The following is a 16,308-nucleotide window of genomic DNA, read 5'->3' on the forward strand; positions in this document are numbered from 1 at the left end:
ATATTATCGGAAGAGGGACGGGCGCAGACCCTTTGATATGCAGCGAGACCGAGCGGTCGGCACGCACGGACGCCGTGCTGAGTGCTCCGACTCATTCGGGAGGCGGGACCTTCAGGGGACAGAAAATCCTTGGATCCGCCAGCACGGTACGGAGAGAGTTCAGTTATCCAATCTTCGATACCGATTACCGCACAGCCTTCGTCGTCCGAGACAACTCACGCGATAACTGGGTCAAGACAGAGAATGAGAAATATCGCAGATTCGGGGACGGAGAAATTATAGTCTTTGTATATAGAAAAAAGCATGGAAAATGGAAATTGAAAAATTATGACGTCTATGCGACTTATCATTAGCTAATATATGAATCTATTGAAATCTAACAAAGCTATCGAATTATAACTCGATTTTATTTTTCGACGAAACAACATCCGCTTTGTCGGAAAAAAGCTCTAGAGCCCGAGCTGAGTGTGACCGTCTGCACGGAAGACGGCTCCCTATTCCGCCGCCTCCCGCAACCGCGACGGCGCCTCCCCCTCCTCCGGCGCGTCGTCCTTCACCTCCGGCCCGTGCGAGCCGCCGGACAGCCACGTCGCGAGCTTGTCGAGGTAGATGTAGATCACCGGCGTGGTGAACAGCGTCAGCACCTGGCTCACCGCGAGGCCGCCGACCATGGCGTAGCCGAGCGGCTGGCGGATCTCCGAGCCGGTGCCGGTGCCGAACATCAGCGGAATGCCGCCGAGCAGCGCCGCCATCGTGGTCATCAGGATAGGGCGGAAGCGCAACAAGGCCGCCTTGCGGATCGCCTCCTCGGGACCGATCCCCTCGGTGCGCTCGGCGACGATCGCGAAATCGACCAGCATGATGCCGTTCTTCTTCACGATGCCGATCAACAGGATGATGCCGATCAAGGCGATCAGGCTGAAATCGTAGCCGAACCACAGCAGCATCGCGAGCGCGCCGACGCCGGCCGAGGGCAGGGTCGAGAGGATCGTCAGCGGGTGGATGTAGCTCTCGTAGAGGATGCCGAGGATCAGGTAGACCACCACCAGGGCGGCGACGATGAGCAGCGGCACCGTCGAGAGCGATTGCTGGAAGGCCTGCGCGGTGCCCTGGAAGCCGGTCGCGAGCGTCGCCGGAATGCCGAGATCCCGGGCCGCCTTGTCGATCGCCGCCGTCGCCTGGCCGAGCGCGACGTTCGGCGCCAGGTTGAAGCTGATCGTCACCGCCGGAAACTGGCCCTGGTGGCTGATCGAGAGCGGGCGCACCGGTACCGTGGTCCAGGTCGCGAAGGCGGCGAGCGGCACTTGCCCGCCGGTGGTCGGGGACTTCACGTAGATGTTGTGCAAGCTGTCCGGATTGCCCTGGAGCGCCGGCAGGATCTCCATGACGACGTGGTAGCTGTTGAGCTGGGTGAAGTACTGCGCCACCTGGCGCTGGCCGATCGCGTCGTAGAGCGTGTCGTCGATCAGCTGCGGGGTGATGCCGTAGCGCGAGGCGGCGTCGCGGTTGATCGTGAGCGTCAGCGTCGTGCCGTCGGTCTGCTGGTCGGTGGCGACGTCGCGCAGTTCCGGCAGCGTCTTCAGCTTGTCGAGCAGGCGCGGCGACCAGGTGTTGAGCTCGTCGAGGTTCGGGTCCTGCAGCGTGTACTCGAACTGGGTGCGCGAGGCGCGACCGCCGGTGCGCACGTCCTGCGAGGCCTGGAGGAAGACCTTCACGCCCTTGAGCTTCGCGAGCTTCGGCCGCAAGCGGTCGATGATCTGGAAGGCGTTGGCCTCGCGATCGTCCCGGGGCTTGAGAGTGATGAACATCCGGCCGGAATTGAGCGCCTGGCCGCTGCCGCCGATCGACATCGCGATGCTCGCGACATCCGGATCGGCCTGGATCACCGCGCCGACCGCCCGCTGCCGGTCCTCCATGGCGGCAAACGAGATGTCCTGCCCGCCTTCCGTGATGCCGACGATCAGGCCCGTATCCTGCTGCGGGAAGAAGCCCTTCGGGATCACCACGAACAGGTAGCCGGTGAGCGCCAGCGTGCCGAGGAAGGTCAGGAACGTCACGACATGGTGGCGGAGCGCCACGTCGAGGGCGGATTCGTAAGCCGACAGCATCCCGTCGAAGACGCGCTCACTCCAGCGGTAGAGGCGCCCGTGATGCTCGGCTTTGTGCTCCTTGAGGAAGCGCGAGGCCATCATCGGGGTCAGCGACAGCGACACGAAGGCCGAGACGCCGATCGTCATCGACAGCACGACGGCGAATTCGCGGAACAGCCGGCCGATGATGCCGCCCATGAGCAGCAGCGGGATCAGCACCGCGATCAGCGACACCGAGATCGACACGATGGTGAAGCCGATCTCGCCGGCGCCCTTGAGCGCCGCCTGCATCGGCTTCATCCCCTCCTCGACGTAGCGGGCGATGTTCTCCAGCACCACGATCGCGTCGTCGACCACGAAGCCGACCGCGATGGTGAGCGCCATCAAGGACAGGTTGTCGAGGGTGTAGCCCGCCATCCACATCAGCGCGCAGGCGCCGAGCAGCGCCAGCGGCACCGTCACGCTCGGGATGATGGTCGCCCAGAGCGAACGCAGGAACACGAAGATCACCATCACCACCAGCGCAATGGTAATGAGGAGCGTGAACTGCACGTCCTCGACCGAGGCGCGGATGGTCTGGGTGCGGTCGCTGAGCGTCTGCACCTTCACGCCGGCCGGCAGCGAGGCGGTGATGCGGGGCAATTCGGCCTTGATCCGGTCCACCGTGTCGATGACGTTGGCGCCGGGCTGCTTGAAGATGACCAAGAACACGCCGCGCTGGCCGTTGGCCCAGGCCGCCTGCTTCACGTCCTCCGGCCCCGCCACCGCCTGGCCGATGTCGCGGACCCGCAAGGGGGCGCCGTTGCGGTAGGCGATGATGACGTCGTTCCAGTCCTTGGCCCGGGTGAGCTGGTCGTTGGCATAGACCGTGTAGCTGCGGGTCTGGCCGTCGAAGCTGCCCTTCGGGCTGTTGACCGTGGTGATCGAGAGCTGGCTGCGGACGTCCTCGAGCGACAGGTCCTTGGCGACGAGCTTCGCCGGGTCGATCTGCACCCGCACCGCCGGCTTCTGCTGGCCGCCGATCAGCACCTGGCCGACGCCCGAGACCTGGCTGATGCGCTGCGCCAGCTGCACGTCGGCGGCGTCGTCGACCTCGATCAGCGGCAGGGTGTCGGAGGTGACCGAGAGCAGCAGGATCGGCGAATCGGCCGGGTTCACCTTGCGGTAGGTCGGCGGGCTCGGCAGGTTCTTCGGGAGCTGCCCGCCGGCGGCGTTGATCGCCGCCTGGATGTCGTTCGCCGCCCCGTCGATGTTGCGGGAGAGGTCGAACTGCACGGTGATCGACGAGATGCCGAGAGCGCTCGTCGAGGTCATCTGGCTGACGCCGGGCACCTGCGCGAATTGCCGTTCCAGCGGTTGGGCCACCGTCGAGGCCATGGTCTCGGGGCTGCCGCCGGGCAGCTGCGCGGTGACCTGGATCGTCGGGAAGTCGACCTGCGGCAGGGGCGCGACGCCGAGCAGCGGATAGGCCACGATCCCGATGAACAGGATCCCGGCCATGATCAGCGAGGTCGCGATCGGAAAGCGGATGAAGTAGCCGGAGATGCCGCCGCGCGCGGCCTCCCCCTGCCCGGTGCCGAGCTGCATGTCAGCGCGCCTCGCTCGAAGCCAAGGCGGCGTTGTCCGCCGAATGGGCCGCGGGACCCGCGGGCTTCGCCTCGGCGACCAGCCCCCCCTCCTGCACCCGCGACTGGCCGCGCCAGACGACCGTCTGGCCCGGCGTCAGCCCCTTGGTCACCTGGGTGCGGCCGTCGGTGGCGCGGCCGACGGCGATCGGCTGCATGTGGGCGTGGCTCTGGTCGTCGACCACGAAGGCGTAGAGGCCCTTCGGCCCGTGCTGCACCGCGTCGTCCGGCACCGTGACGGCGTCGGGGATCGTGCCGGTCCGCATCTTCGTCGAGACCGACACGCCGGGCCACAGGGCGTGATCCTTGTTGGCGAAGGAGGCCTTGAGCCGGATCGTGCCGGTGGCGGTGTCGACCTGGTTGTTGACGAGGTCGAGGCGCCCCTCGGACAGCCGGGTCATGCCGTCGGTGCTCCAGGCCTCGACCGGGACCGGGCCGGCGGCGAGCGCCCGCATCACCTCGCCGAGCTGCTCCTCGGGCGCGGTATAGACCACGAAGATCGGCTCGACCTGGGTGATGGTGACGATCGCGGTCTGTTGCGCGGCGTTGACGATGTTGCCGACGTCGATCAGCCGGAAGCCGGTGACGCCGTCGATCGGCGCCTGGATCGTCGCGTAGGAGAGTTGCGTCGCCGCGTTGTCGATCGCCGCCTGGTCGCCGGCGATCTGGGCGGTGAGCTGGTTGACCGTGGCGCCTTGCGTCTCGGTCTGCTGGCGCGAGGCGTAGTCGCCGAGCTTGGTGTAGCGCTCTAGGTCGGCCTTCGCGTTCTTCACGTTGGCCTCGTCCTGGGCCTTCTTCGCCTTGGCCTGGTCGAGGGCGGCCTGGTAGGGCCGCGGATCGACCTGGGCGAGGAGGTCGCCCTTCTTCACCACCTGGCCTTCGCGAAAGCCGATCTTCAGGATCTCGCCGTCGACCCGGCTGCGCACCTGCACGGTGTTGTAGGCCTGCACCGTGCCCAGCCCGCCGAGCTCCTTGGCGAGCGGGCCTTGCTCGACACGCGCCAAGGTCACCGGAACGGCAGCCGGGGCGCGGGCCGCGGGTTTCGCCGCGGCCGCGTGCTCGCGGGTGTGCCACGCATAGGCGCCGCCGGCGCCGGCCAGGATCGCGAGGGCCAGGAGCCATCCGCCGTGCCGGCGTTTCGTCGGGTCGGCGCCCTGTTCTGATCTCATCGGTTGCACGCTTCCACTGGGGCATCGTCCGATGGTGCAAAAGTAGCGCCATCGGGCCATGCAGCAACGTCGAAGACCGGGAGCAGCGCCGGGCGGTCGGGCGACCGCAGCCGATCCAGTCCAGGGCCGGGTCGCGAGGCGTCTCCGTGTCTCACACACAACTCCCGATCGCCCGCGCCGTTCATTCCGGCAGTATCGGCGCAGCGGGAGTTGTACGAGACACACGTGAACGGCCGCCTAAGCGGCCGCGCGAACCGGTATCTGTCGAACGTATGCCAGTCGACTGTTTCTAGCGTGTGCGAGATCCGTGCGGCGCGTCCGCGCGGTGAGCAAGCCTGGCCCATCACCCATGCAGGGCGGTCGGCTCTCCGTCGTGGAAGAGCCGGCCCGCAGGCCGGCTCTCGCGGTCCCCGTTATGCCTTCGCCATGGCGTCGGCCTTGCCGATCAGCGCCTCGGCCATGCGGATCGACGCGATGTCGATGAGCCGCCCGTCGAGCGAGACGGCGCCGCGGCCGGCCTTGGCCGCCTCCTCCATCGCCGCCAGGATGCGGCGGGCCTTGGTCACCTCGGCCTCGCTCGGGGTGAACACCTCGTTGGCGAGGTCGATCTGCGAGGGGTGGATCGCCCACTTGCCCTCGAAGCCGAGGGCCGCGCAGCGCCGGGCCGCCGAGACGTAGCCGTCCGGATCGGAGAAATCGCCGAACGGGCCGTCGATCGGGCGCAGGCCGTAGGCCCGGCAGGCGACCAGCATGCGGTTCTGGGCAAACAGCCACGGATCCTGCCAGTGGGTCTGGCGCCCGCCCGCCTCGTCCTTGTCGGTGAGCACCGAGTAATCCGGGTTGACGCCGCCGATCACGGTCGAGCGGGCGCGCAGCGAGGCGGCGTAATCGGCGACGCCGAAGGACATCGCTTCCAGGCGCTTCGAGGACTGGGCGATCGCCTCGACATTGGCCATGCCCAAAGCCGTCTCGATCAGCACCTCGAAGCCGAGCTTCTTCTCGCGGCTTTTGGCCTGCTCGATCTGCGTCACCAGCACGTCGATGGCGTAGACGTCCTGCGGCACGCCGACCTTCGGGATCAGGATCATGTCGAGGCGCGGGCAGGCCTCGACGATGTCGACCACGTCCCGGTACATGTAATGGGTATCGAGGCCGTTGATGCGGATCATCATCGTCTTCGTGCCCCAATCGATCTCGTTGAGGGCCTGGACGATGTTCTTGCGCGCCTGCTCCTTGTCGTCGGGCGCGACCGCATCCTCGAGGTCGAGGAAGATCACGTCGGCGGTGGATTTCGCCGACTTCTCCATGAAGGTCGGGTTCGAGCCCGGCACCGCCAGTTCAGAGCGGTGCAGGCGGGGCGTGGCTTGCTGGACGAGGGTGAAGCTCATTCGTGTTTCCTCCTGGGGATCATTTGGCGGTCCGTCGCGGACGGACGCAACGTGGCGGAAGGTGGGGGGTGTGGGGCTATGCGGGGGGAAGGGGGAAGGAGAGGCGCGGGCTCTCCCCCTCTCCCCGCGGGCGGGGAGAGGGCCGTGTCTCTGTCCAAGAGACACGGCAAGCGGAGGCGAAAGCCGGAGCGAGGGTGAGGGGGTCTCGACGAGTGAAACTCCTCCGGAGACACCCCCTCACCCTCGCCCTTCGGGCTTGCCGCTGACCCGACAAGGGGTCAGCGGCCCTCTCCCCGCCCGCGGGGAGAGGAGAAGGGGCGCCTCATCCGGCAACCGGGCGGCAAGACCTCACCCCGTCGCCCCGAACCCGGTGGCGACGCAGTTGATCGACAAGAGCAGCGCCGATTTCAGCGTCTCCCGCTGCGCCTCGTCGGTCTCGGCCCGGAAGCGGCGGAGAAGGTCCACCTGCTCGCGGCTGACCTGGTTGAGCACCGGCAGCCGCTCGGTCAGCCTCCCGCGATAGAGCGGGAAGCGCTCGGCGAGGCTGCGCGCCCCGCTCACCTCCAGGGCCATGGCGCAGGTCAGCCGGTACTCGGCCTCGATCATCGCGAAGACCGCCTCGCGCGCGCCCTCGTCCGGGCACAGGCCGGCGAAGTCGCGGGCGATGTCGAGATCGACCGTGAGCAGGGTCTTCTCGACCTCGTCCATGACCAGGCGGAAGAGCGGCGATTGCTCGAACATCCGCCGCAGCAGCGCCCGGCCGCCATCCCCGCGCACGTCGAGGAGGCTCTTCAAGCCGCTACCGACCCCGTACCAGCCGGTGATGCCGTGGCGGTTCTGGCTCCAGGCGAAGACCCAGGGGATCGCCCGCAGGTCGGCCAGGCTCCGGGCGCCGAAGCGGCGGGCCGGGCGCGAGCCGATGTTGAGCAGCGCGATCTCGTCGAGCGGGCTCGCGGCGCCGAAATAGGTCACGAGGTCCGGATGCGTCAGGAGCTGCGCGTAGGCCGCCCGCGAGGCGCCGGACAGGGCCTCCATCACGTCGTCGAATTCCGGGTTCGCCGGCGGAGGCCCGTTGGCCGCCCCGTCGAGGGCATGGGCCAGCACCGCGGAGGCGAGCAACTCCATCTGGTAAGCGGCGGTGCCGCGGTTGGCGTACTTGAACGACACCACCTCGCCCTGCTCGGTGGTGCGGAAGCGGCCCCGGATCGAGCCCGGCGGCTGCGCCGCGATGGCCCGGGCCGTCGGCGCGCCGCCGCGGCTGACCGAGCCGCCGCGGCCGTGGAAGAACGCGATGCCGATCCCCGCCTGCTCGCCGACCTGGGTCAGCAGCCGTTGCGCCTTGGCCAGTTCCCAGTTCGAGGCGACGAAGCCGCCGTCCTTGTTCGAATCCGAGTATCCGATCATCACCTCCTGCACCCCGCCCTGCTGGCGGGCGGAGCGGCGCACGACCGGGATCTTGAGCAAGGCCCGCATGATGGCGGGGGCGGCGCGCAGGTCGTCGATGGTCTCGAACAACGGCACGATCGGCAGCGGGCAGACCTCGATGCCGGCAGCATCCAGGAAGACGCCGGCGGTCTTCGCCAGCAGGTAGACGCCCAGGATGTCGGGCACCGAATGGGTCATCGACAGGACGAAGGACCCGAAGGCCTCGCGGTCGAGGCTGCCGCGCATCTCCGCCACCAGCCGGAAGGTCGACAGCGTCTCCTGCGCCTCCTCGGGCAGGCTGGAGAGATCGGGCAGCCCGTCGAGCGGGCGCGCCAGCTCGGCCTCGAGCCAGGCGGTCCAGTCCGGGGAATCGACGTCCGGCGGCTCGCCCTCATGGGTGCCGCGCCACAGGGCCTGGAGCGCCCGGGTGGTGCGGGTGGTGTTCTCGCGGATGTCGAGCCGCACGGTCGAGAAGCGGAAGATCTCGACCATCCGGCGCACCGGCCGCACCCGGTTGGCGGCCAGCGACGGGCAGCCGGCCTCGGACAGGCCCTGTTCGAGGGCGCGCAGGTCGGCGATCAGCAGGTCGGCATCGCCGTAGCCGGGACCGGTCGGGGTGCTGTTCTCGGGCGCGGCCGATGAGTCCTCCAGCCCGGCAAACGTCGCGTCGAGGCGGCGGCTGAGGCAGGTCAGGAACTGGCGGTAGGGCTCGCCCGGGTTGCGCCGCGCGATCGCCTCGCCGTCCGGCTGGAGCGCCAGCGCACCGGCGAGCGCGCTCGCGAAGGCATCCGGCACCGGCAGGGCGCGGGCGCTGATCGACAGGGTGCGGGCGAGGCCGGCCACGCCGTCGCGGTAGCGCCGCAGGCTCGCGAGCGCGTTGCGCCGCAGGGTGCGCCGGGTCACCTCGGCGGTGACGAAGGGGTTGCCGTCGCGGTCGCCGCCGATCCACGATCCGAACTGGAAGAAGGGCGGGACCTCGAACCGGGCGCCCGGATAGGCACTCGCCAGCGCCTCCTCGAGCGAGCCGAGGGTCTCGGGCAGCATCTCGAACAGGGTCTCGTCGAAGAAGTGCAGGCCCCAGGCCACCTCCCGGTCGACGGTCGGCTTCTCGAGATGCAGCTCGCCAGTCATCCAGACCAGCTCGACCTCGTCGCGCAGGTCGTCCATCAGGGCCTGGCGCTCGCGCTCGGTCCAGCGCGGCATCTCCAGTTCCTTCAGGATCAGGTAGATGCGCCGGAACTTTTCCAGCACCGTGACGCGCTTGGCCTCGGTCGGGTGCGCCGTCAGGGTCGGGCGCACGCGCAGGGACGTGAGGAGTTCATGCACCGTCCCGGCCGGCACGCCCTGGGCGGCGGCCCGGGCCAGCACGGCGCTGAAGGAATTCTTGAGCCGGTCGCGGCCGGCATTGCGCTCGACATGGCGGCGCCGGCGCATCGCGGTGTTCTGCTCGGCGATCGCGATCAGCTGGAACCAGATGCCCTGGACCTGCAACGCCCGCGCGGTCAGTTCCGGCGACAGCCCGGCGATGTCGGCCTGCCCGCGCAGCACCGCTTCCAGCTCCGGCTGGTGGCGCCGGCAGACATCCACCAGCGAGCGAAAGAGCACGTCGAGGGCGACGCGGTCCTCGGTGCCGGTGATCAGCGGCGGGACGAACGGCGTGTCGGGAACGGGAGTGTGGATCATCTGGGGGGCTCCCCGTGGGGGTCGAGGGTGTGCGCCAGTCTCTCCTCTCCCCGCCGGGCGGGGAGAGGGCTGCTGACCCCTTGTCGGGTCAGCGGCAAGCCCGAAGGGCGAGGGTGAGGGGGTATTTCCGGAGGAGGCTCATCCGGCACCTCCCCCTCACCCTCGGCTGCCGCCTCGCTGTGTCCCCTGAACGGGGACACAGCCCTCTCCCCGCCCGCGGGGAGAGGAGGAATGCGCACGGCCCGAAGCGCGGGCCGAGGGAGGAGCTGGCTCACGCCGCCTTGCGGTGGCCGGACATCACCTGCGCCATGGTGGTCCCGAAGGCGCCCGGGCTCGGGGCCACGGTGAGGCCGTAGGAGCGCATGATCTCGGCCTTCTCCCCGGCGCTGTCGCCGGCCGCCGAGATGATGGCGCCGGCATGCCCCATCTTGCGGCCCTTGGGCGCCGTGAGCCCGGCGACGAAGCCGACCACCGGCTTCTTCATGTTCTGCTGGATCCAGGCCGCGGCCTCGGCCTCCTGCGGGCCGCCGATCTCGCCGATCATCAGCACCGCATCGGTATCGGGATCCTCCTCGAACAGGGCGAGGTGATCGAGGAAGGACGAGCCGTTGATCGGGTCGCCGCCGATGCCGACCGAGGTCGAGATGCCGAGGCCCACCGCCTTCATCTGCGCCGCGGCCTCGTAGCCGAGGGTGCCGGAGCGAGAGATCACCCCGATATTGCCCTTGAGGTAGATGTGGCCGGGCATGATGCCGAGCATCGCCTTGCCGGGGGAGATGATGCCGGCGCAGTTCGGGCCGACCACCATCGGGCGGCGCTCCTTCGGGTAGCGGCGCAGGTAGCGCTTCACCCGCATCATGTCCTGGGCCGGGATGCCGTCGGTGATCGAGCAGATCAGCCGGATGCCGGCATCCGCCGCCTCCATGATGGCGTCGGCGGCGAAGGGCGGCGCCACGAAGGTGATGCTGGCCTCCGCGCCCGTCTCCTGCACCGCCTGGCGCACGGTGTCGAAGACCGGCACGCCGTGCTCGGTGCGCCCGCCCTTGCCCGGGGTGACGCCGGCGACGACCTTGGAGCCGTACTCGACCATCTCGCGGGCGTGGAAGCTGCCCTTGTCGCCGGTGATGCCCTGGACCAGGATCCGGGTCTTCTCGTTGATCAGGATGCTCATCGCGCGTCCCCTCTTCAGTTCTTGGTGCGGATGGCGGCCACCGCCTTCTCGGCGGCCTCCGTCAGGGTGTCGGCGGTGATGAGGTCGAGGCCGCTCTTCTCCAGGATCGCCTTGCCGGCCTCGACGTTGGTGCCGGCGAGCCGCACCACCAGCGGCACGCCGATCTTCACCTCGCGGGCGGCCTGGACGACGCCCTCGGCGATCCAGTCGCAGCGGTTGATGCCGGCGAAGATGTTGACCAGGATCGCCCGTACGTTCGGATCGGACAGGACGAGGCGGAAGGCGGTGGCGACCCGCTGCGGCGAGGCGCCGCCGCCGACATCGAGGAAGTTTGCCGGCTCGCCGCCCGCGTGCTTGATCATGTCCATGGTCGCCATGGCGAGTCCGGCGCCGTTGACGATGCAGCCGATCTCGCCGTCGAGACCAATGTAGTTCAGGTTGTGCTCGGCGGCCTGGGCCTCGCGCGGGTCGCTCTGCGACGGATCGTGCATGTCGGCGATCTGACGGCGCCGGAACAGGGCGTTGTCGTCGAACGACATCTTGGCGTCGAGCGCCAGCACCCGGTCGTCGCGGGTCACGACCAGCGGGTTGATCTCCAGCATGACCGCGTCGCAATCGCGGAACGCCCGGTAGGCGCTCATGATCGTCTTCACGGCGGCGCCGACCTGCTTGATGGTCAAGCCGAGCTGGAAGGCGAGTTCCCGCGCCTCGAAGGGCTGGAGGCCGACGGCCGGCTCCACCACCACTTGCAGCAGCGCGTCGGGATCGGTCGCGGCGATCTCCTCGATGTCCATGCCGCCGGCCTTGGAGGCCACGACCCGCACCCGCTCGACCTTCCGGTCGAGGACGATGCCGAGATAGAGCTCGCGCTCGAACGGATCGGCGGTCTCGATATAGACCCGCTGCACCGGCTTGCCCTCGGGGCCGGTCTGGTGGGTGACGAGGCGCCGGCCGAGCAGGTCGTTCGCCGCGTCGCGGACCTCGTGGGTGGTCCGGCAGAGGCGGATGCCGCCGGCCTTGCCGCGGGCGCCGGCATGGATCTGCGCCTTCACCGCCCAGTGGGCGCCGCCGAGCTCGGTGGCGGCATAGACCGCCTGGTCGGGGCTGAAGGCCACGGCGCCCTTCGGGATCGGCACGCCGAAGCTCGCGAGCAATTCCTTGGCCTGGTACTCATGCACGTCCATGGCGTCCTCCTGTCGTTTCAGGCAAAGGCTTCCCGTTCCGGGCGCGAGGGGGGTCCCTCGCGCCCGGCTCAAAAAGCGCGGTTGCGTTGCTTCAAGTGATCGCCCGGATACCGATCCAGGCGCGCCGACCCTTAGGTCAGCTTCGACTTCACCAGCCCGTAGACCCGCTCGGTCAGGGCATCGGCGCCGTCCAGCGCCCGGGCGAGGTCGGCGAGACGGCCTTCCGCGAAGGTCCGGTCCTCGATCGCCTTGGCGTTGACGTAGACGTTGAGGGCGGCGCTGCGCAGGCCGGCCTGGGCCGCCAGCACGGCGACGCCGGCATCGCTGACCACGTTGAGGTTGCCGCGCTCGGCGACGCCCTCGCACAGGTCGATCACCGCCCGGCAGGTCCTGGCGCAGGCGAGGGGCACGTCGGTGGCGAGCCGCAGGGCATCCTGGATGGCGGCCGCGCGGGCCGCCTTCTCGTCGTCGCTCGCCTTCGGCAGGCCGTAGGCGCCCATCACCGCGTCGAACGCCGTCACGTCCTCGGCGATCATGCCGGTGAGCTGCGCGCGGAGCGCTTCGGCGCGGTCGCGGGTCGCGATCATCTCGGCCTCGACCTCGGCATACTTCTTCTTGCCGATGGTGAGATTGCAGACCATCGAGACCAGGGCGGCCCCCATGGCGCCGGAGATCGCCGCGGCCCCGCCGCCGCCGGGGGTCGGGCGCTCGCTGGCGAGCGCGTCGAGGAAGCCTGGGATCGTGTCGTCGGACTGCGCCATCACGCCATCTCTTTCGCGAGCGCGTAGATCTCTTCCGCGTCGAGGACCAGTTCGCTGCTCTCGAACAGCTTGGCGACGCAGGCGCGGTGCAGCTTGAGCTTCAGGCCGCCGATGCCGAGCGCGCCGAACACGACCTTGCCGTGGCGCTCCTTGCCCTTGTCGGTCGCCTCGATCCCGCCGAAGCCCAGCGGCGGCTGCGCGTTGTAATCCGCGATGAAGCTGAGGCTTCGCGCCTCGCTCCACTGCGCCTCGGAGGCGAGTTCGAGGCCGATGGCACCGGCGGCGAAGGCCACCTCGGCCTCGGCCAGAGCCGCGCCGCGGGATTCGGCATCCGCGGTCTCGATCGCCCGGATCGCGACCTTGAAGCGGGACTCGATGGTCTTGGCGGCCTCCTGCGCCTTGGCGAGGTTGCGCCCGGCGAGCGTCACGGTCGCGCCTTCCTTGGCGAGGAGCGCCGCCGAGCGCATGCCGACCGGGCCGGTGCCGGCCAGCACCAGGGCGCGCTTGCCCTCGAGCGAGCCCGCCGCCTTGGCGACGAGCGCCACGCCCGCCGCCGCCGTGGTGTTCGAGCCGTTGGAGTCGAGCATGCACGACACCCGGAACGGGCCGAAGAAGCGCTTGCGCACCGCCTTGAACACCGCCTCGCCGGCGGCCATGCTGCCGCCACCGACGAAGATCGCGGTCGATTTCTTCTCCGAGCCGCCGCGGGTGTAGATCGTGCCGTCGACCAGCGCCCCGACATTCTCAGGCGTCACGTTGGGGTAGCCGGTGATGATGTCGGCGCCGCCATCGTAGCCCACCACCACGTCGAACACGCTGGGCATCGGGTCGGTGTCGAACTGGAACAGAAGCTTCTTCATCGTGATCCTTTCCGCCGCGGGCGTCCGAGCCGGCGCGGGGCATCCATTCGGTTGGCGAGAGCGGGGTAGCCGTCCCTCCCGCCCTACTCCACCACGTTCTGCGGCCGGCCGGCCACGAAGGCCTCGATGTTGTCGACGAGCTGGTCGGCCAGGATCTGCATGGCTTGGCGGCTCGCCCAGGCGACGTGGGGGGTGATGATGAGGTTCGGCAGGTCGAGGGCGAGCAGCGGGTTGTCGTCCCTGGGCGGCTCGCTGGTGAGCACGTCGAACCCGGCGCCGCCGATCGTGCCGGCGGTCAGGGCCTCGGCAAGCGCCGCCTCGTCGACGAGGCCGCCACGGGCGGTGTTGATCAGGATCGCGTCGCGCTTCATCCGCGCCAGCTCGTCCCGCCCGATCATGTTGCGGGTCTCCGGCGTCAGCGGCGCGTGGAGCGTGATCACGTCGCTCTCGCGGATGATCGTGTCGAGATCGACGAGGCCGGGTTGGGGCATCACGTCGTAGGCCAGAACCCGCATGCCCAAGGCCTCGGCCCGCTGGCCGATCGACTTGCCGAGCGCCCCGTACCCGACGATGCCGAGCGTCGAGCCGGCCACGTCGCGGATCGGGTAGTCGAAGTAGCAGAAGTGCCGGGCTTTGCCCCAGTCGCCGCGCCGGACCGAGTTGGTGTAGGGCACGATCGCCCGCCGCAGGGCGAAGATCAGCCCGATGACGTGTTCCGGCACGGTGTTGAAGGCGTAGTTGCGGATGTTGACGACCGTGATGCCGCGGGACTTGGCGAAGGCCTTGTCGACCACGTCGGTGCCGGTCGCCGCGACCGCGATCAGCTTGAGGTCCGGCAGCTGGGCCAGGGTCTCCTCGCGCATCGGCACCTTGTTGATGATGGCGATCTGGGCGCCTTGCAGCCGCGCCACGATCTCGTCGGGCGCCGTCACGGCGTGCTCGACATACTCGTGCGGGAAGCTCGGGGGCCGCACGGTCGCATCCAGGGTCTCGCGGTCGAGGAAGACGATGCGGTGGGACATGGGGCGGCGTTCTCCGGCAGACTTTTCGTGATCCCCGCTCTCGGGGCGGGCGGGGCGTTGCATCAATGGCATGCCGGGCCGGGTCCCGGCAGCCGGTTTTGGGAATGGAGCGCCCCTTCTCCTCTCCCCGCGGGCGGGGAGAGGGTCACGACCCCCTTGCCGGGGTCGTGACAAGCGGAGGCGAAGCCGGAGCGAGGGTGAGGGGGTGGTGCCGGAGGAGCCTCGTCCGGAGACACCCCCTCACCCTCGCCCTTCGGGCTCCCCGATCACCCGACGAGGGGTGATCGGGCCTCTCCCCGCCCGCGGGGAGAGGAGAGACCCGTGCCTACACTTCCCGCGTATTCCGGAAATGCTCCGTCGCCGCGGCGACGCCGCTGCCGGGGGTGATGCGGATGCCGGCATCCTGCATCGCCATCTCGACGCCGGCCAGCGCCCCGAGGAGCATCAGCTCGTTGAGGTCACCGATATGGCCGATGCGGAAGAGCTTGCCCGCCACCTGCGACAGGCCGGCGCCGAGGGCGAGGTTGTAGCGGCGATAGGCGATGTCGATGACCTCGGCGCCGTTGATCCCCTCCGGCACCATCACGGCGCTCACCGTGTCGGAATGCCACTTGGGCTCCTTCGCGCACAGCGTCAGGCCCCAGGCCTTGACCGCCGCGCGGGTGCCGTCGGCGAGCCGGCGGTGGCGGGCGAAGATGTTCTCCAGCCCCTCGTCCTCGACGCAACGCAGGGCCTCGCGCAGGCCGTAGAGCATCGGCACGGACGGCGTGTAGGGGAAGTAGCCGGTGGCGTTGGCCTTGGCCTGGTCGGCGAAGTCGAAAAAGACGCGCCGGCACTCGGCGGTCTTGGCGGCCTCCAGCGCCCGCTTGCTGACGCAGACGAGGCCGAGGCCCGCCGGCAGCATCAGCCCCTTCTGCGAGCCGGTGATGGCGCAATCGACCCGCCACTCCTCGGCCCGGAAGTCGATGCTGCCGATCGACGAGACGCCGTCGACGTAGAGCATCGCCGGGTGGTTCGCCGCGTCGAGAGCCTTGCGCACCGCGCCGATATCGGAGGTGACGCCGGTGGTGGTCTCGTTGTGGACGACCAGGACCGCCTTGATCCGGTGCTCGCGATCGGCGCGAAGGGCCTCCTCGATCCGCTCGGGGTTGGCGCCGGTGCCCCACTCCTCCTCCTGGACCTCGACGTCGAGGCCGACCCGGCGGGCCATGTCGATCCACAGTGTGCTGAACTGGCCGTAGCGCGGGGCCAGCACCCGGTCGCCGGGCGAGAGCGTGTTGGTGAGCGCCGCTTCCCAGGCGCCGGTACCGGTCGCCGGGAAGAGAAAGACCTGGCCCTCGCGGGACTTGAAGACCTTCTTGGTCTCCTCGAACAGCGGCAGGGTCAGCTCGGGGAAGGACAACGAGCGATGGTCCTCGGACGGCACGATCATCGCGCGCGCGACCCGATCCGGGATGTTGGTCGGACCCGGAACGAAGAGGAAGTTGCGTCCCGGACGTCTCGATCCAGCCATGGTGTCTCCTCCGGCCCCTACGGCCTGAACATCCCGGACGTTGCCCGTCCGGTCTCGTGAATTCGGGTGCGCGCCGCCGGCACGATGCCGGCTCGGGTCGGCGCAGGCGCGGCGCTCGGGAAGCAGGCGGTTCGTCGCCGCCGGCTGCCCCGGATCGCCGTGTCGAGGGCGACTATGCGGGCCCGCGCGGACCAAGGAAAACTGAAAAAACTGAGCCCCACCTTCAAAATTTTGAAATGCCGGCCAACAGCTTGGCCTAAAGGGGTAGGCGGCTGCACCTTCCGCCGCACGGATCAATCCAGGCTATGCCGTATCGGCAGTATTGCATAGAAAAGTCGCAAATCTTATCGAATGTGATCAGCGGTTCCGGTCCTGGCGGATATGCATCGGCCCCAAGATGCAACCGGCCGAACCCGG

Annotated in this window: 10 protein-coding genes; all 10 read right to left on the reverse strand. The window is 69.0% G+C overall.

Annotation, left to right across the window (positions count from 1 at the left end):
• Window positions 1–494: 494 nt before the first annotated feature.
• The 10 genes from AC3AOF_RS14465 to AC3AOF_RS14510 all read right to left on the reverse strand — a co-directional run bounded on the left by AC3AOF_RS14465 (window position 495) and on the right by AC3AOF_RS14510 (window position 15,891).
• On the reverse strand, window positions 495–3,677 hold the full coding sequence (locus tag AC3AOF_RS14465; protein WP_488348897.1) for a multidrug efflux RND transporter permease subunit: 3,183 nt from the start codon (window positions 3,675–3,677) through the stop codon (window positions 495–497).
• A gap of 1 nt (window position 3,678) precedes the next feature.
• On the reverse strand, window positions 3,679–4,884 hold the full coding sequence (locus AC3AOF_RS14470; protein ID WP_488348898.1) for an efflux RND transporter periplasmic adaptor subunit: 1,206 nt from the start codon (window positions 4,882–4,884) through the stop codon (window positions 3,679–3,681).
• 413 nt (window positions 4,885–5,297) lie between these two features.
• The gene (locus AC3AOF_RS14475) at window positions 5,298–6,272 is read right to left on the reverse strand and encodes an HpcH/HpaI aldolase/citrate lyase family protein (RefSeq protein WP_488348899.1); all 975 of its coding nucleotides are present in this window, start codon (window positions 6,270–6,272) and stop codon (window positions 5,298–5,300) included.
• 348 nt (window positions 6,273–6,620) lie between these two features.
• Window positions 6,621–9,380, reverse strand: a complete 2,760-nt coding sequence (locus AC3AOF_RS14480) for a phosphoenolpyruvate carboxylase (protein ID WP_488348900.1) — start codon at window positions 9,378–9,380, stop codon at window positions 6,621–6,623.
• Window positions 9,381–9,651: 271 nt separating this feature from the next.
• Window positions 9,652–10,551, reverse strand: a complete 900-nt coding sequence (sucD, locus tag AC3AOF_RS14485; RefSeq protein ID WP_488348901.1) for a succinate--CoA ligase subunit alpha — start codon at window positions 10,549–10,551, stop codon at window positions 9,652–9,654.
• 14 nt (window positions 10,552–10,565) lie between these two features.
• Entirely contained in the window at window positions 10,566–11,735 is a 1,170-nt protein-coding gene (locus AC3AOF_RS14490; protein WP_488348902.1) for a malate--CoA ligase subunit beta, read from the reverse strand.
• Between the two features lie 131 nt (window positions 11,736–11,866).
• A complete protein-coding gene (gene fchA, locus AC3AOF_RS14495) occupies window positions 11,867–12,496 on the reverse strand; it encodes a methenyltetrahydrofolate cyclohydrolase (protein WP_488348903.1) in 630 nt (209 codons plus the stop codon).
• Window positions 12,496–13,356, reverse strand: coding sequence for an NADP-dependent methylenetetrahydromethanopterin/methylenetetrahydrofolate dehydrogenase (locus AC3AOF_RS14500; RefSeq protein ID WP_488348904.1), 861 nt, complete (start codon window positions 13,354–13,356; stop codon window positions 12,496–12,498). Before AC3AOF_RS14500 ends, fchA begins: the two co-directional genes overlap by 1 nt.
• Window positions 13,357–13,439: 83 nt before the next feature.
• Window positions 13,440–14,378, reverse strand: coding sequence for a D-2-hydroxyacid dehydrogenase (locus tag AC3AOF_RS14505; RefSeq protein ID WP_488348905.1), 939 nt, complete (start codon window positions 14,376–14,378; stop codon window positions 13,440–13,442).
• A gap of 325 nt (window positions 14,379–14,703) precedes the next feature.
• Window positions 14,704–15,891 carry an aminotransferase class V-fold PLP-dependent enzyme gene (locus tag AC3AOF_RS14510; protein WP_488348906.1) on the reverse strand — a complete coding sequence of 396 codons (1,188 nt, stop codon included), beginning with the start codon at window positions 15,889–15,891 and terminating at the stop codon, window positions 14,704–14,706.
• Between the last annotated feature and the right edge of the window lie 417 nt (window positions 15,892–16,308).

It is taken from the genome of Methylobacterium sp. 142-1Y (assembly GCF_057747795.1).

What these genes read in the sequence shown, in the direction of transcription:
- AC3AOF_RS14465 (WP_488348897.1), bottom strand. Translation starts at nt 3,677, where the DNA reads ATGCAGCTCGGCACCGGGCAGGGGGAGGCCGCGCGCGGCGGCATCTCC.
- AC3AOF_RS14470 (WP_488348898.1), bottom strand. Translation starts at nt 4,884, where the DNA reads ATGAGATCAGAACAGGGCGCCGACCCGACGAAACGCCGGCACGGCGGA.
- AC3AOF_RS14475 (WP_488348899.1), bottom strand. Translation starts at nt 6,272, where the DNA reads ATGAGCTTCACCCTCGTCCAGCAAGCCACGCCCCGCCTGCACCGCTCT.
- AC3AOF_RS14480 (WP_488348900.1), bottom strand. Translation starts at nt 9,380, where the DNA reads ATGATCCACACTCCCGTTCCCGACACGCCGTTCGTCCCGCCGCTGATC.
- sucD (WP_488348901.1), bottom strand. Translation starts at nt 10,551, where the DNA reads ATGAGCATCCTGATCAACGAGAAGACCCGGATCCTGGTCCAGGGCATC.
- AC3AOF_RS14490 (WP_488348902.1), bottom strand. Translation starts at nt 11,735, where the DNA reads ATGGACGTGCATGAGTACCAGGCCAAGGAATTGCTCGCGAGCTTCGGC.
- fchA (WP_488348903.1), bottom strand. Translation starts at nt 12,496, where the DNA reads ATGGCGCAGTCCGACGACACGATCCCAGGCTTCCTCGACGCGCTCGCC.
- AC3AOF_RS14500 (WP_488348904.1), bottom strand. Translation starts at nt 13,356, where the DNA reads ATGAAGAAGCTTCTGTTCCAGTTCGACACCGACCCGATGCCCAGCGTG.
- AC3AOF_RS14505 (WP_488348905.1), bottom strand. Translation starts at nt 14,378, where the DNA reads ATGTCCCACCGCATCGTCTTCCTCGACCGCGAGACCCTGGATGCGACC.
- AC3AOF_RS14510 (WP_488348906.1), bottom strand. Translation starts at nt 15,891, where the DNA reads ATGGCTGGATCGAGACGTCCGGGACGCAACTTCCTCTTCGTTCCGGGT.